Source organism: Pseudalkalibacillus sp. Hm43, assembly GCF_051842935.1.
Lineage (GTDB): Bacteria > Bacillota > Bacilli > Bacillales > Fictibacillaceae > Pseudalkalibacillus.
The window spans coordinates 2,508,871-2,523,416 of record NZ_JBPXRR010000001.1 but is presented as its reverse complement, the minus strand read 5'-3'; the positions used below and the strand labels follow the sequence as shown (position 1 = coordinate 2,523,416).

General features: G+C 44.4%; 16 protein-coding genes. 11 read left to right on the top strand and 5 right to left on the bottom strand.

Going from position 1 to position 14,546, the window contains the following annotated elements; translation table 11 throughout:
* Positions 1 to 124: 124 nt before the first annotated feature.
* Together ACSVDE_RS13315 and ACSVDE_RS13310 are read right to left on the bottom strand one after the other, a co-directional pair.
* Positions 125 to 910 (bottom strand): anti-sigma factor, encoded by a 786-nt coding sequence (locus ACSVDE_RS13315; protein ID WP_439301357.1) that lies wholly within the window; start codon positions 908 to 910, stop codon positions 125 to 127.
* Positions 907 to 1,467: an RNA polymerase sigma factor gene (locus ACSVDE_RS13310; RefSeq protein WP_439301356.1), complete on the bottom strand. Its 561-nt coding sequence runs from the start codon at positions 1,465 to 1,467 to the stop codon at positions 907 to 909. The genes ACSVDE_RS13315 and ACSVDE_RS13310 overlap by 4 nt, the downstream gene beginning before the upstream one ends.
* 178 nt (positions 1,468 to 1,645) lie before the next feature.
* On the opposite strand from ACSVDE_RS13310, the gene ACSVDE_RS13305 reads away from it, so the two are divergent.
* The 7 genes from ACSVDE_RS13305 to ACSVDE_RS13275 all read left to right on the top strand — a co-directional run bounded on the left by ACSVDE_RS13305 (position 1,646) and on the right by ACSVDE_RS13275 (position 7,605).
* A complete protein-coding gene (locus tag ACSVDE_RS13305) occupies positions 1,646 to 2,467 on the top strand; it encodes an alpha/beta fold hydrolase (RefSeq protein WP_439302002.1) in 822 nt (273 codons plus the stop codon).
* A gap of 136 nt (positions 2,468 to 2,603) precedes the next feature.
* Entirely contained in the window at positions 2,604 to 3,188 is a 585-nt protein-coding gene (locus ACSVDE_RS13300; RefSeq protein WP_439301355.1) for a copper resistance CopC family protein, read from the top strand.
* Complete coding sequence (locus tag ACSVDE_RS13295; protein WP_439301354.1) at positions 3,185 to 4,267, top strand: copper resistance D family protein; 1,083 nt, start codon at positions 3,185 to 3,187, stop codon at positions 4,265 to 4,267. The genes ACSVDE_RS13300 and ACSVDE_RS13295 overlap by 4 nt, the downstream gene beginning before the upstream one ends.
* 108 nt (positions 4,268 to 4,375) lie before the next feature.
* Positions 4,376 to 4,930, top strand: coding sequence for an NADPH-dependent FMN reductase (locus ACSVDE_RS13290; RefSeq protein ID WP_439301353.1), 555 nt, complete (start codon positions 4,376 to 4,378; stop codon positions 4,928 to 4,930).
* Between the two features lie 111 nt (positions 4,931 to 5,041).
* Positions 5,042 to 6,637: a GAF domain-containing sensor histidine kinase gene (locus ACSVDE_RS13285; protein WP_439301352.1), complete on the top strand. Its 1,596-nt coding sequence runs from the start codon at positions 5,042 to 5,044 to the stop codon at positions 6,635 to 6,637.
* A gap of 1 nt (position 6,638) precedes the next feature.
* On the top strand, positions 6,639 to 7,289 hold the full coding sequence (locus tag ACSVDE_RS13280) for a response regulator (RefSeq protein WP_439301351.1): 651 nt from the start codon (positions 6,639 to 6,641) through the stop codon (positions 7,287 to 7,289).
* A 67-nt stretch (positions 7,290 to 7,356) separates the two neighbouring features.
* A complete protein-coding gene (locus ACSVDE_RS13275; RefSeq protein WP_439301350.1) occupies positions 7,357 to 7,605 on the top strand; it encodes a YusU family protein in 249 nt (82 codons plus the stop codon).
* A 186-nt stretch (positions 7,606 to 7,791) separates the two neighbouring features.
* Here ACSVDE_RS13275 and ACSVDE_RS13270 read toward each other — a convergent pair whose 3' ends face one another.
* From ACSVDE_RS13270 to ACSVDE_RS13260, 3 genes are read right to left on the bottom strand one after another with little or no spacing between them, the layout of a single operon-like run.
* Entirely contained in the window at positions 7,792 to 8,115 is a 324-nt protein-coding gene (locus tag ACSVDE_RS13270) for a spore coat protein (RefSeq protein ID WP_439301349.1), read from the bottom strand.
* A 12-nt stretch (positions 8,116 to 8,127) separates the two neighbouring features.
* Positions 8,128 to 8,439: a hypothetical protein gene (locus ACSVDE_RS13265; RefSeq protein WP_439301348.1), complete on the bottom strand. Its 312-nt coding sequence runs from the start codon at positions 8,437 to 8,439 to the stop codon at positions 8,128 to 8,130.
* Positions 8,440 to 8,489: 50 nt separating this feature from the next.
* Positions 8,490 to 8,942, bottom strand: a complete 453-nt coding sequence (locus ACSVDE_RS13260; RefSeq protein WP_439301347.1) for a helix-turn-helix transcriptional regulator — start codon at positions 8,940 to 8,942, stop codon at positions 8,490 to 8,492.
* A gap of 225 nt (positions 8,943 to 9,167) precedes the next feature.
* Here ACSVDE_RS13260 and ACSVDE_RS13255 point away from each other — a divergent pair, with 225 nt between their 5' ends.
* From ACSVDE_RS13255 to ACSVDE_RS13240, 4 genes are all read left to right on the top strand, one after another.
* Positions 9,168 to 10,085 (top strand): proline dehydrogenase family protein, encoded by a 918-nt coding sequence (locus ACSVDE_RS13255; protein WP_439301346.1) that lies wholly within the window; start codon positions 9,168 to 9,170, stop codon positions 10,083 to 10,085.
* Between the two features lie 193 nt (positions 10,086 to 10,278).
* On the top strand, positions 10,279 to 10,794 hold the full coding sequence (locus ACSVDE_RS13250; protein WP_439301345.1) for a DinB family protein: 516 nt from the start codon (positions 10,279 to 10,281) through the stop codon (positions 10,792 to 10,794).
* 153 nt (positions 10,795 to 10,947) lie between these two features.
* A complete protein-coding gene (locus ACSVDE_RS13245; protein ID WP_439301344.1) occupies positions 10,948 to 13,344 on the top strand; it encodes a 3-hydroxyacyl-CoA dehydrogenase NAD-binding domain-containing protein in 2,397 nt (798 codons plus the stop codon).
* 12 nt (positions 13,345 to 13,356) lie between these two features.
* Positions 13,357 to 14,535, top strand: coding sequence for an acetyl-CoA C-acetyltransferase (locus ACSVDE_RS13240; protein WP_439301343.1), 1,179 nt, complete (start codon positions 13,357 to 13,359; stop codon positions 14,533 to 14,535).
* Positions 14,536 to 14,546 lie beyond the last annotated feature (11 nt).

Below are 14,546 nucleotides of genomic sequence, written 5' to 3'. Positions count from 1 at the left end.
TGTAAGGCTAACGAGAGCGATCACGAAACGGATCACTTTTTTATGAAAAAAATTTATATTTTTTGATGAACCATGGATAAAGAGGGCGAAAAAAAGAACATCCCGGAGGATGTTCTTTCAAGATTTATAGCTTGGAGGCGAGGATGATCTGCCCTTTCGGTTGCTCGCTGTCCGGAGTCGGCTCAAGGGTTACGGCAATTGTATCCCATTCATGATCACCTTCAATTTTTACAGGGTGGATGACACCGCCTTGACCGTTCTCGTTCGGCAGGAAGGTTCCGGCTCTGAATTTTTCACCGTTCGCATCAATCAACCAGACTTGATAGGCTTCAGTCCCTGATACTGCCTGTAGATTATTCGCCTGCATGACGAGTGACATTCCGTCTTCTTTCTCAATCATTGCAGCTTGTGCACTTGCATCAAATCCTTCAGTCGCAGCCAGTTCCACATTTTTCAGGACTTGATTGACACTATCGTCCGGGAGCACAACAGGCGTCTGTTGATCATTCATATAAAAATAGACATTCGCTGTCATAGATAGAAGTAAAGAGGCAGCGAGTAACGGTTGAATCCATCGTTTCGGTTTTTTAGCCGACTTATTGGTAGATGTCGATTCAGCTGGACGAATGGGTTGGACATTGGAAATGAGTGCGTTCTTCTCACCACCAGATCCTTCTGTCTCAATCGGCTGTTCAAATACGGTGGAGAGGATCCGCTCTTTCATACCTTCATTAGGTTCTACTGGTTCGGAGGCGTACGGAAGATCAGCCGTCAGTTCTTCTAACTCTTGTAATTCTTCTTGGCAATTTTTACATTCGGAAAGATGTGCCTCAAAGATTTTCTTTTCATCTGCATCAAGACATTGATTGAAATAATCGAGTAGCATTTCACAACGATCTTGATTTGTCATAGGTGATCCCTCCCTTGCCCAGTAGATTCCAAGTTTTTACGTAAGTGTTTCAGAGCCAACCTCAACCGGCCTTTCACTGTGCCGAGTGGAATTTGGAACTTATCAGCAATCTTACTTTGCGATAGCCCTTTGAAGTAGAAGAGGTCGACGATTTCTCGTTGTTCGTCTCCTAAAATCTTCATAGCCTTTCGTAAACGTCTACCGTCTTCCTTCCATTCTACTTGTTCTTCGATGGTGGGTTCGTCTTTTTGCAATGCATCTCTATCTTCAATTTCGTATGTGTTTTCATTTTTTCTTCTCAAATGATCGATGCTTGTGTTCCTTGTTACAGTGAGGAGCCAGGAAGAGAATTTACCTTTGGAGCGGTCATAGATACCAGGTTTCGTCCATAGTTTGATGAAAACCTCCTGGACGATCTCTTCGGAAAGTTCCCTTCGTTTCGTCATGCGGTATGCAAATGAGAAAAGCAGCTTTTCGTAGCGTTCGTATAGGAGCTCTAGGGCTTTTCTATCTTGCTTCAAAACCCGTTCATAGAGCTCGAAATCCTTCTCACTCATTCAATTCTCCTTTTGACAATGTTTTCTCTAAGCATATACTAGTTTACACTTGTTTCAAAGAGAACTCATTCAGTATACGTTTATACAAGGGTTTCGGATCACTAAAAAGGGGAAATTCACTCAATAGGACCATAGGTATATGGAAAGGAGTGAGACATTGGGTAGCTGGAGAGGTAAGATCATACGTACCGATCGGGGAGATTTTGAGATTTTCACGAAGGGTAGAGGTAAGCCCGTGTGTGTAACGCATTTATATTCAGAGTTCAATGAAACGGGTGACCACTTTGCAGACACGTTTACACAAAGGTATGAAACGATTCTAGTGAATTTAAGGGGAGCTGGAAAATCCTCGTCCTATCAAACAGAAGATGAACTATCGATGGGAGAGACTGTCAAGGATCTTGAATCTATCAGAAAAGCGATGGAGTATGATAAATGGGCGTTCGCAGGACACTCCACAGGTGGAATGTTAGGGTTGCATTATGCAGCTGATGTTCCTGAAGCGCTTAGTCAATTGATTGTCGTCGGAAGTGCAGCAGATGGCAAATATGCGGATACGAAGAATAGTATCTATCACCACGATCATCCTCAGTTTCAGATCATGCAAGACTTGATTGAAAAATTGAAGTCGAAAAATTTGCATCCAGATGAACGAAAATTGCTCACCAGGGAACGGACTAAGCTTTCGTTGAACGATCCTGAAAAATACGAAATGTATTTCTCAGCGGATATTTTCAAAAAGATTGCGGCGGATCGCTTGAATTATTTCGGTGAACATGAATTTCAACACTTTGATTTGAAAGACCGGTTGAAGTTCGTCAAAACACCAACGCTCATCGTATGTGGAGAGAATGACGTACAATGCCCTATCCGCTGTTCAGAGGAAATGTACGATCTGATGGAAGACTCTATATTCTTAAGATTCCAGTACAGCAATCACTATCCGTTCTTGGAAGAAAAGGATCGTTTCCAGTTAGCCATCCGCTCTTTCCTATCGTAAAAGAATGATAAGAGGACGTAAGCACGGAGGAGCCTGACTCCATCGCAAAAAAGAACGATGTGTGAACAAAGTAGAATTACCATGAGTTAGGTGATAAGATGGATTCGAAAGTTTTGAGAAAGGAACGGAATCCATCATGCACAAGAAAATGTTCTGCGCACTTACCATTTTATTAACGATTTTCATAATTCCCATTCAAACATTCGCACATGCGAATTTACAAGGCACTACTCCAAGTGATGGTGAGGTCGTCAAATATGCTTTGGATGTCATCACCTTTGAATTCAGTACTGATATTAAGGAAGGCAGCCAATTCATCGTGACCGATGAAGAGGGTCAGGAAATTGATGTCGAAGCTGTCCAAATTGATGGTAACGTCATGCTCGGACAAACGGTAGAACCCCTCAATTCGGGTTCTTATACCGTCAAGTATGAAATCATTTCAGAAGATAGCCACGTCGTTGACGGGGAATATTCTTTCCAAGTCGAGAGTGGAGAAGAGACAAAAGACGATTCGGAAACAGCAGCACCAGATTATGAAGATGGCGACGAACAAACATCTGAAGAGGATGCAAACCAGTCCGCTAATCAAACGAATCCGACAGATGAGCGAGCAGTAGAAGACGGGTTGTCTCCTACTGTGTTCATTATCGCAGGTCTATTCATACTTGCTGGAATAGGCTTTCTTATCTGGGTGATTAGGAAGAAGGGCCAAGCATGATCATCTTCTTCAAAGGTGTCCTCTATCTCGTATTTTCTTTATTGTTCGGAGGATTGCTGCTTGCATCCGTACCAGAGAACAAAAAGCCGAAAGTAAAGGTCCCAAAAGAGCTGCTGTTATGGCTCATCGTCCTTGTTCCGATCATTATGTTCATATCCCTCTTGCAGATTATCGGGTTTTTATCCGAAAGTGTCGGCTATTGGGATACGTTTACAGCCGTGTTGTTTGAATTCAATATCGGAAAGGCATGGTTGGCGAGCATCATGATTTCCGTTGTACTCCTTTTACTCGTTTATAAAAATGATCTTCAGAGTACAACTTTTTACGCTCGGTTAGGTGCGTTCTTGACGGTGATTTTGATGAGCTCTTATTCCTTTGCGAGCCACTCAGCATCCCTATATCCGGTCATCGGATTCATCGCCCATTTCATCCACGTTCTTGCTGTTACTGGATGGGTGGGTGTATTGCTTTATGTGGCATGGAGTTCGAAGGAAGACTCAAACTGGATACCTTTCTTGAATTGGTACACGCCATTTTCGATTGGAGCTGTACTTTTATTGACAGGTGGCGGCTTGTTGATCAATGAAATCGTCGCACCACAATATGTAGATTCGTGGGCATTGAACTACGGACAAGCCTTATTGATCAAACATCTCTTGTTGATCCCATTGTTCCTGTATGCCGTGTTACACGGTGTGTATTTGAAGAAAGCGATCCAAACGAAAGGGAATCGATATGTCCTGCGTTCCTTACGTGGCGAAACGATCTTGATCCTATTCGTGTTCGGGGTAACAGCGTTCCTGTCACAACAGGTCCCACCGCATGAAGTGTGGCGCACGATTTTACAAGAGGATCCATCTCCATTGTTCATGTCTCAGTTTAATGGAACAATCGATTCGCAAACCGTTCTGACCTTCGAGTGGACGATGAAGGTTTTCCTTTGGGGATTAGGTGCGATTGTGGTATTTGCGCTTACCGCAATTACCATTGTAAGAAGATGGCCGATCCTCATCAGTGTTCCGTTAGCCGTCCTAGGCTCCGGACTTGCTTATGTAGCGTTGATAACAGGCGTTCTTTAACGTCTACAACTATAGTCGTAGAAAACTTCAGCCGTATTTCGGATGTTCATACAGTCAGGAAAACATATAATAATACTATAACTTGTTTTAAAAGGCGTGATGTACTTTATGAAGATTTTAGTGTTGAATGGAAGCCCGATGGAGAAATCGAGAACACGGGGTATTTCGAAATTGATGAAGGAATTGCTTGAAGAGAAAGGTGCTTCGGTCGAATATATTGATCTCGGCCTTGAAAAATTACCACTATTCCCAGGTGACGGTGGGAATGAAAACAATATGACGCTTCAGAAGCTGTACAAAGAGGCAGAGGAAGCAGACGGATTTTTCATTGCATCTCCTGAATACCACAATGGTATGAGTGGCGCATTGAAGAACGCATTGGATTTCCTTGGTGGCTCGCATTTCAAGCATAAACCAGTTGCAATTGCGGCAGCTTCAGGTGGGAGCAAAGGCGGTATCAATGCGGTGAACAATATGCGAACGGTGTTGAGAGGTTTATACGCAATGGTGTTGCCAGACCAGTTCGTATCCGATCCGTATTGCTATGACGAAGACTACAACCTTGTAGACCGAGAAGCAGTTGAGCGTCTGGAACAGATGGCGATTCTTCTCTTTGAAATGACTGAGAAACTTGCGAAAACACAAACGGGACAACTCCGATAAGAAGAAATCAAATCCGTCATTTTATGATATTCTTGATGTAGATCATAAAAATGGCGGATTTTTACTATTCTGATCTGAAATACATACAGATTTCAGCAAGGGAGGGGGAGTATGGTGTCGAGAGTCCACACTTTGAAAGTCATCGCTGAAACATTGAACCAATCCAATAATGTACGTGAGATGCTTCAGTCGGTTTTGGAAAAGCTGTTGGAAGTGACCGGCTTGTCGACAGGGTGGATCTTTTTGACCGATGAAGAACCGATCTATGCCTTCATCGCCGATGTCAATCTGCCGCCAGCATTAGCTTGGGATGATAAGAAACCGATGTGCCAGGGAAGCTGCTGGTGCTTGGATAAGATTTGGGATGGACGTCTGCAGAAGGCGGTAAACATCATCAACTGTAAGCGTATTGAAGATGCGATCGAATATGATTGGGGCGACACGAAAGGTATTACCCATCATGCGACCGTTCCATTGATTGCTGGTGGAGAAAAGTTCGGTCTTCTCAATGTAGCAGAGCCAGGGAAAAATGAATTCACAGAGGATGAGCTGGACTTATTGCAGTCGGTCTCATTCCAAATTGGGACAGCGATTAAGCGAACGAAGCTGTACGAAGCCCAGCAAACGAAAGCAGATCAGTACACGAAGCTGGATGAAATCAGCCGCTCCATCTGGAAGATGAATGACATCCATCACCTTCCTCAAAATACGGTGGATGTAGTCGGAAAGCTGTTCGGCCTGGAAAATCTCGCATTTTTCATAAAGGAAGACGACGTACTAGCGTTACGCGCCATTTTCAGTCCTCAAGGTTCGAAGAAAACACACAAACGGTATCCGATTGCTAATGGCGGGGATCTGCAAAAAACGCTCGAGCAACAAATGGTGAAATCAGACTTGCAACAAGCTGGTTTGGACATAGAGCGGTCATTTGTCGTACCGTTATTGATTGGAGAAGAATGGATCGGTTGCTTGGTCGGGGTACAAGAAGGGAATTCGTCAGCAATAGAGCATGAAGTATTGAAGGCTTTAGGCGATCATGTTTCTCTCGTCCTGGAAAAAGCGCGATTGTTTGAACGATCAAGAGAGCTGGCCCTAATTGAGGAACGGAACCGGTTAGCACGCGATCTTCATGACTCTGTGAATCAAAAATTGTTTTCCCTCAGTCTGACTGCGCGTGGATTACGAGAATATGTGAAACAGTTGGAAAACAGCGAAACGATTCTTGAATCGTTGACGGAAATGCAGGGTCTTTCACAAGAAGTGGTCGGTGAAATGCGTTCGATGATTTGGCAGTTAAGACCGGTCGGACTGGAAGAAGGCGTGATTGTATCTCTCAAAAAGTACGGACAGTCGCTTGGTTTGGGTGTCACGGAATATATTGAAGGGGTAGGGAATATCCCTAGGTTGGTTGAAGAAACGATGTGGCGTATCGGGCAAGAAGCGCTTAACAATGTCCATAAACATGCACGGGTGAATGAAGTACGACTCTATTTATACAGGAAAATGAATGAAGTGGTCATGAAGGTTGTCGATGATGGCGTCGGTTTTCCTGTCCCTGAAAACGGTGAGCATAATTGGTCTTTCGGATTGTCGAGCATGAAAGAGCGTGCAGAAATCATGGGAGGCAAAATGGACATTTACAGTCAGCCTGGGAAAGGCACGACAATCGAAGTGAAATTCAATGTCGAGAAGGAAAGAGGGAGTTGAAATGGGGATCAAGGTACTATTAGTCGATGATCATCTGATGGTGTTGAAGGGGCTGCGATTTTTCTTAGGGACACAACCTGATATTGAAATGGTTGGAGAAGCTTCGAATGGCCAAGAGGCGATCGACCTTGTCGAGCAATTGAAGCCGGATGTCATCCTGATGGATTTGACGATGCCTGTCATGGACGGAATCGAAGCGACGAAACGGATCAAAATTGATTATGCAGACGTCAAGATCATCGTTTTGACGAGTTTTTCAGATCAAGACCATGTCGTCCCTGCTCTACAAGCGGGAGCAGATGGTTATCAATTGAAAGATATAGAACCAGACGAACTCGTCAAATCAATCAAGGCCGTGTATTCAGGAGAAACGCATCTTCATCCGACGGCAACCTCCCAGCTTCTCAACCATGTAAATACGGGTACAAAAACGAATGAAGCCGAAAAGAGCTTCAATCAACTGACAGCAAGAGAAAAAGATGTGCTCCGCGAAATTACGCTGGGGAGGAACAATAAAGAGATCTCATCTGAACTGTTCATCACCGAAAAGACCGTGAAAACGCACGTGAGCAATATTCTTAGTAAACTAGGACTGCATGATCGGACACAAGCGGCCATTTTGGCAATGAAAAACAAGTGGTACGATGCTTGATCCGAATTTTTACGTTTGGATGGACCTATGATAGAATGTGATGAAACGAAGAAGGTTGGTGACATCTATGGATCAAACATTAAGAGAACAGTTTGATGGATTGATGACCAAGTACACGGAATTGTTGACGGGTGAAACCGATGAAGCGTCAAAAGAGAAAGTGCAGATGTGGGCGCTTTACACGTACATGTCCAAATCAATGCCACCTCTTGTGAAGCATTGGAATGAGAAGTATCCCGATGCGAAGGATGGCATGAAAGAATTAATCCAAGAAGTACGTGAACTCAATGAAAAATATCGGGAAGAACAAAAATAGACAGCAAAAGAAATTGGGCGACCGCTTAGGTCTGCCCAATTTTTTTAATTGAAATGTGGTTGCATAGATGGAATGTCTAGCTCAGCGCCAGGCCTCTCGGGTCACTTCAGACCTCCTGCGGCGGCAACAGCCTCCTCGTCGGACTTCCAGTGCCCTTCGAGTCTACCCGAGGCGCTTGCGCTTTTCTTATTGAATCGTTCCGCCGTTCGGCAGTTGTTGTTTGTATCCTGAGAACTTTTGATACGCCTGTTGTAAGGCTTGAGGCTGAGCTTGATCGAACGAGTACCAGCCTTTTTGGAACATCACGTTGTATAAGTTACGTTGACAGTCCTGTGTTTCTTTAGCCATAGCAGAAATATCCTGGTACAAAGCTTGATGACTTGCTTCGTTCAATGCTGTAGAATAAGCGTCTGTCATATATTTTTCAGTCGCTAACGTATCGTTGATGAAATCACGATCATTCATGTCCGGGGTTTGCGGAATGTTCGTTTGCGGATTTTGAATTTTCATCTGAGATCCCCCTTATTGAGTCATATTTTGGTTTTGTGGTTGATCGCCCAAGTGACTTTGTAAATGCTGAAGCAGCTGATCATAATGGCGCGTATGCATGCTTGCTGCCTGTTCAATCGCCGACTTCACTTCTTGATCCTGACACTGTTTAGCAAAAAAGCTGCATTTCTTCGCCGCTAACAAATTCCAGCTCATCATATCGGTTATGAAGAGCTGATCCTTGACCGTCATGACTCGTGGAGGTTGGGGCATGAAACCTTGCTGATCCTGCGGGGTCTGTTGTTGTGGCACGATTTGACTCCTCCTTAAATGATAAAATTCCATTTCGAAGATTAGGGTGCCACATCCAAACGATGTTATTCCGAAACGCCGATTTAAGAATGAGCGAGCTCACTCAAGCGTTCATTCGCTTCTTCCTCATCAAATGAGCTATACCACCGATGGTTATCCTCATCCAAAATCCGGAAGTGTTGGCTGATGACATTTTGCTGAAGACGATAGCCATTCTCACACTTCACATCCCGCCACCAGACTTTCCCCCCCAGCGTTTGTTCTTTTGGACGATCGATCCCTTCATGGGCAAGGATCTCGACGATTTCAACAGGATCGCCACCTAGAGCTGAACGGAGAATTTCACTATTTCTGAATAGCGCAGAAACAGCAGCGACGGTCGTCCAGTTCGCATTCGTCCTTTGTTTTTCAATTTGTACGAGAGTCTTTTTGGAAAGACCTAATATCATCGCCATTTTATCTTGGGTGTAGCCGCGTTCTATGCGGATCAATTTCATTTTTGAAGAGACAATTTCAATCATTTGATCAATGTTCATGGTTGTTTACCTCTCACGGAAAGATTTGGTGTAATTTTACACCTTACACACCATCATTACAACTCATATACTATAGAAAAAAGGAAAAAATTAAATTTTGAAAAAAGTAAAAATGTTGTCGAAAAGATGATAAAATACGGTAAGAAGTTTAACTTATTTCCTAAACGTTCATATATATAGTACCTATTTTTTTGTATCCGTTTTCAGTATAGGGGGATTCTTGTCATGGAACAAATTTTGAAAAATTTCTTCTTATTCATGGGTAAAAATAAAGTCGCTACCAAAATGGCGAAAAAGTATGGGCTTCGTTTCGGTGCAGGCCGTTTTGTAGCAGGTGCTTCTCTGGAAAGTACTCTAGAGACGATTCGCAAGCTGAATGAGGAAGGGCTCGAGGTTACAATCGACCATCTCGGAGAGTTCGTAGACAATGAAGAAGAAACGAACGAGATGACGAATCATTGTATAGAAGCGATTAAATCCATTGCGAATCAAGGGCTCAATTCCCAGCTGTCATTGAAATTGACATCCATGGGACTCGATATCAGTCGCGAGCTTGTTATTCGAAATATGAAGCGAATCATGGAAGTGGCAGATAGCTACGATGTTTTCGTAACGATTGATATGGAGGATGAAGCGCGTTGTCAGGCGACAATTGATATTTTCAAAGAATTGAAGTCTCAATACGATAATATCGGTACAGTTCTGCAATCTTATCTGTATCGTACCGTTGAAGATATTCAGGACCTGGATTCATTGAATCCGAATCTTCGATTGGTAAAAGGGGCCTATAAGGAATCTCCAAGCGTTGCGTTCCCTCAGAAAAAAGACGTGGATGAGAACTTCAAAAAAATCATCAAGATGCATTTGTTGAATGGCAACTATACGGCAATTGCAACTCACGATGATGCGATGATCGCTTACACGAAAGAACTCGTCAAAGAGCATAACATCCCGCTTGATCAATTCGAATTCCAAATGCTTTATGGTATTCGCATCGATGCGCAGCGTAAATTACGTGATGAAGGTTACACGATGAGAGTCTACGTACCATACGGAAAAGACTGGTATGGATACTTCATGCGTCGACTGGCAGAACGTCCAGCGAACGTCGCTTTCGTACTGAAAGGCATCTTCGGAAAGTAAATATGGATCATTTGATAGAGTGCCATCTATACGATAGGCACTCTATTTTTTTATGGATGGAGAGCGTATGGTTCTTGTCTTTCATCACTTCATCATTTCCAGCATAAGATATTGTAACCATTTTGAAGGAGAATGGAGCGGGCCCTGTCGAATATGGAAGGTAAGTAGGATTCTTTTTAAAGGAGGAATACCGATGTCTGTATTAGAGTCAGGAAGACAGGAACTGCTCGATGTCGTTAATGAAATTCCGGAAGAGTTAAGCCACGCCCAAGTCTCTTCAGACACTTGGACGATTTTAGAGGTGCTTGAACATCTTGTGTTGATTGAGCGCGTGATTGCCAATCAATTCGAAAATCAACTGAATGAAGGGAAAGATCGAGAAATTGAGGAACACCCTGTTTATCGTTCAGCCAAAAGATCCCCTGCAGTAGAAGCGCCGGAATATGTCCGCCCAACTGGACAATACAAGAGCTTAACGGAAGCTAAAATAGCTTTGGAGAAGTCTAGAGGATACCTGTTCCACGTGTTGGAAAGAGTAGAGGACCCGACGATTCTGGAAAAACGCTCTTTCAAACACCCGATATTCGGTTTCATGCAGTTGAAGCAGTGGCTCGATTTCATCGGCTATCACGAACGTCGCCATTTGGAGCAAATCAAAGAAATTTTAGAGAAAATTCGAGTGGAAAGCCCCTATAGCAAGGAATCCTGAACAAATTAGACAAAATCATAGAAATTTTCAGAAATTTGTATTGCGAAATTGCTTTTGTTTTTTTATAGTAGTTAGTGAGACCACTTATTTTAGTAAGTTCTATTTTTTGCAGAAAAAATGAATGAGTATTCATTCATATAAAGGAGGTACAACATGTCTTACCAGATTCGTAAGGTAGCAGTAATCGGTTCAGGCGTGATGGGGTCAGGAATTGCAGCACATCTAGCCAATGTTGGAATTCCGAGTATCCTTTTGGATATTGTCCCAAGAGAACTGGACGAAAAAGAAAAAGCGAAAGGGCTCACGCTGGAACATCCAGCAGTCCGTAACAAGCTCGCTGAAACGGCGAAACAAAAGCTGTTGAAGCAGAAGCCAGCTCCGCTCAGTTCCAAGGAGCATATTCAGATGATTGAAACAGGAAACCTGGAGGATGATCTAGAGAAGCTTGGTGAAGTGGATTGGATCATCGAGGTTGTCGTAGAGAATCTAGACATCAAAAAGAAGGTTTATGAACAGGTTGAACAGTACAGAAAGCCTGGAACCATCATCAGTTCGAACACATCAGGTATCTCAATCAATGCGATGGCAGAAGGAAGAAGTGAAGATTTCAAAGCCCACTTCTTAGGAACACACTTTTTCAATCCGCCTCGTTACTTGAAACTTTTAGAAGTGATACCGACGAGCGAGACGAAGCCTGAAGTCCTCCAATTCATCAACCAGTTTGGTGAGGATGTACTTGGTAAAGGGGTTGTCGAAGCGAAAGATACTCCGAACTTCATCGCGAACCGAATTGGAACGTATGGGTTACTCGTAACGGTTCAAGAAATGGTGAAGAACGGTTACTCGGTCGGTGAGGTGGATTCAGTCACGGGTCCTGCGATCGGACGCCCGAAAAGTGCGACGTTCCGTACCCTCGATGTTGTCGGACTAGATACGTTCATCCACGTTGCAGGTAATGTGTATGATCAGGTGGAAGGCGATGAGAAAGCCGTTTTCGATGTCCCTGAGTTCATGAAGAAGATGAATGAAAAGGGATGGATCGGAAGCAAGAGCGGCCAAGGCTTCTATTTAAAACAGAAGTCCAGTGGAAAAAGTGAAATCTTAGAGCTGGATCCTGATACGCTCGAATACGGACCACGGAAGAAGCTGAAAACCGCATCCGTCGAAATGAGCAAGCAGGCGAAGACGATGTCGGATAAATTGAAAGCGCTTGTATATGCAGATGACCGCGCAGGACAGCTCGTTTGGTCGATCTTGAAACCAGTCCTTCTCTATTCAGCGGAAAAAGCGTACGAAATTGCGGATGACATCAAAGCAATCGATGACGCGATGAAATGGGGATTCGGCTGGGAACTTGGTCCGTTTGAAACGTGGGATGCGATCGGTCTTGAGAAATCCGTCGAACGGATGAAAAAGGAAGGCGAAACGATTCCAGGCTGGGTTACCGAAATGCTTGAAGCTGGAGAAAAATCCTTCTATAAGCAGGCCGGTACAGATATCGAGTTCTACCATAAAGGTGAACACACGAAAGCGAATGAAAATGAAAAGGTCATTCGATTGCACCGTTTGAAAAATGAAGACCGCGTCATCAAGAAGAATACGGGTGCAAGCCTCATCGATATCGGTGATGGTGTCGCTCTACTCGAATTCCACTCGCAAAACAATGCGATCGGTCCGGATATCATTCAAATGATCCATTATGCGATTGATGAGGTCGAGCAGAATTACAAAGGACTCGTGATTGGTAACCAGGGGAAAAACTTCTGTGTCGGTGCGAACTTGATGCTGATCATGATGGAAGCGCAGGACGATAACTTCTTCGAGCTTGACTACATGGTCCGTCAATTCCAACAAACGATGGCGAGAGTCCGTTACAGTGCCAAACCGGTCGTAGTAGCGCCGTTTAACATGACACTCGGCGGTGGTACGGAAGTATCCCTACCAGCAGCTGGCCTACAAGCTTCATTTGAAACGTATATGGGTCTAGTCGAAGTCGGTGTCGGTATCATCCCTGGCGGTGGTGGAAACAAAGAACTCTACACACGCTTGTTGGATCAAGTACCGAAAGATGTGAAGCCGGACTTGCAGAAAATCGCCATTCAGACGTTTGAATCGATTGCAATGGCGAAGGTTTCTACATCAGCTCACGAAGCGAAGGAAGCTGGATTCTTACGACCACAAGACGGAATCAGCGTGAATGGGGATCACCTCATTTATGATGCGAAGCAACAAGTCTTGTCACTCTTCAACAGAGGATACCGTCCGCCACAGCGTAAATTGATCCCTGTTGCTGGTGAAGCAGGTTATGCAACGATGTATCTCGGTGCACAAACGATGAAATTTGGAAACATGATATCCGATCATGATTTGAAAATCGCGAAAAAATTAGCGTATGTCATCGCAGGTGGAAACGTACCTGAAGGAACGCTCGTCGATGAACAGTATCTACTCGACCTTGAACGGGAAGCATTCTTGAGTTTGGCTGGAGAACCGCTAACTCAACAACGGATGCAACATATGCTCGTCAAAGGAAAGCCATTACGCAACTAAGGAGGGGTGAAGATGCAAGAAGCAGTGATTGTGGCAGGTGCAAGAACACCTGTCGGAAAAGCGAAGAAAGGGACGCTCGCCAATGTGCGTCCGGATGACCTCGGAGCTCTTACGGTAAAAGAAACACTTAAAAGGGCAGGAGGATATGATGGACCGATTGATGACCTGATTATGGGTTGTTCCATTCCAGAAGCGGAACAAGGGATGAACATGGCTCGCTTGATCGGTGGATTGGCTGGTCTTCCAGACAATGTTCCGGCCATTACGATCAACCGTTATTGTTCCTCTGGTTTGCAAAGTATCGCATACGGCGCGGAGCGGATTATGATCGGCCATGCGAATTCGATCATCGCTGGAGGAGCAGAGTCGATGAGTCTCGTTCCTGTTCCGGGTCACGTCGTGAAGCCGAACGTGAAATTGCTCGATTCCCGACCGGAGTACTACATGGGAATGGGGTATACAGCAGAAGAAGTCGCTAAACGATTCGAAATTTCACGCGAAGATCAAGATCAATTTGCATTACGCAGCCACCAACGAGCAGCCAAAGCGATTTCTGAAGGTAAGTTTGATGATGAGGTCGTACCGGTTGAAGTAGCAAAACGCTGGGTGGATGAAAACAATAAATTGCAAGAAAAAATGATGACGTTTTCAAAGGACGAAGGTGTCCGAGCGGATACATCCCTCGAGGTGCTTGGGAAATTACGACCAGCCTTTTCGCCGAAAGGTAGCGTTACGGCAGGAAACTCCTCTCAAATGAGTGATGGAGCAGCTTCCGTACTCGTTATGAACCGTGAAAAAGCAGAAGCGGAAGGATTGAAGCCGATCCTGAAGTTCCGTTCGTTTGCGGTAGCAGGTGTCGCACCGGAAATCATGGGTGTCGGACCGATTGAAGCGATACCGAAAGCCTTGAAGCTCGCTGGTTTGGAACAGTCGGACATTGGATTGTTCGAACTGAATGAAGCCTTCGCTTCCCAATCCATCCAGGTGATCCGACATCTCGGATTAGATGAGGAGAAGGTGAACGTCAATGGTGGAGCAATCGCATTAGGTCATCCACTAGGATGCAGTGGCGCGAAGCTTACGTTGACTTTGATGCATGAAATGATTCGCAGAAATGAACAGTTTGGTGTTGTGACGATGTGTATCGGTGGCGGAATGGGTGCCGCTGGTGTATTCGAATTAATTCAGTAAAGGGAGGTAAA

Coding starts and splice junctions, on each gene's coding strand:
- ACSVDE_RS13300 (WP_439301355.1), top strand. CDS start 2,604: ATGCACAAGAAAATGTTCTGCGCACTTACCATTTTATTAACGATTTTC.
- ACSVDE_RS13240 (WP_439301343.1), top strand. CDS start 13,357: ATGCAAGAAGCAGTGATTGTGGCAGGTGCAAGAACACCTGTCGGAAAA.
- ACSVDE_RS13270 (WP_439301349.1), bottom strand. CDS start 8,115: ATGAAAATTCAAAATCCGCAAACGAACATTCCGCAAACCCCGGACATG.
- ACSVDE_RS13255 (WP_439301346.1), top strand. CDS start 9,168: ATGGAACAAATTTTGAAAAATTTCTTCTTATTCATGGGTAAAAATAAA.
- ACSVDE_RS13315 (WP_439301357.1), bottom strand. CDS start 910: ATGACAAATCAAGATCGTTGTGAAATGCTACTCGATTATTTCAATCAA.
- ACSVDE_RS13310 (WP_439301356.1), bottom strand. CDS start 1,467: ATGAGTGAGAAGGATTTCGAGCTCTATGAACGGGTTTTGAAGCAAGAT.
- ACSVDE_RS13265 (WP_439301348.1), bottom strand. CDS start 8,439: ATGGAATTTTATCATTTAAGGAGGAGTCAAATCGTGCCACAACAACAG.
- ACSVDE_RS13295 (WP_439301354.1), top strand. CDS start 3,185: ATGATCATCTTCTTCAAAGGTGTCCTCTATCTCGTATTTTCTTTATTG.
- ACSVDE_RS13290 (WP_439301353.1), top strand. CDS start 4,376: ATGAAGATTTTAGTGTTGAATGGAAGCCCGATGGAGAAATCGAGAACA.
- ACSVDE_RS13285 (WP_439301352.1), top strand. CDS start 5,042: ATGGTGTCGAGAGTCCACACTTTGAAAGTCATCGCTGAAACATTGAAC.
- ACSVDE_RS13275 (WP_439301350.1), top strand. CDS start 7,357: ATGGATCAAACATTAAGAGAACAGTTTGATGGATTGATGACCAAGTAC.
- ACSVDE_RS13250 (WP_439301345.1), top strand. CDS start 10,279: ATGTCTGTATTAGAGTCAGGAAGACAGGAACTGCTCGATGTCGTTAAT.
- ACSVDE_RS13260 (WP_439301347.1), bottom strand. CDS start 8,942: ATGAACATTGATCAAATGATTGAAATTGTCTCTTCAAAAATGAAATTG.
- ACSVDE_RS13245 (WP_439301344.1), top strand. CDS start 10,948: ATGTCTTACCAGATTCGTAAGGTAGCAGTAATCGGTTCAGGCGTGATG.
- ACSVDE_RS13280 (WP_439301351.1), top strand. CDS start 6,639: ATGGGGATCAAGGTACTATTAGTCGATGATCATCTGATGGTGTTGAAG.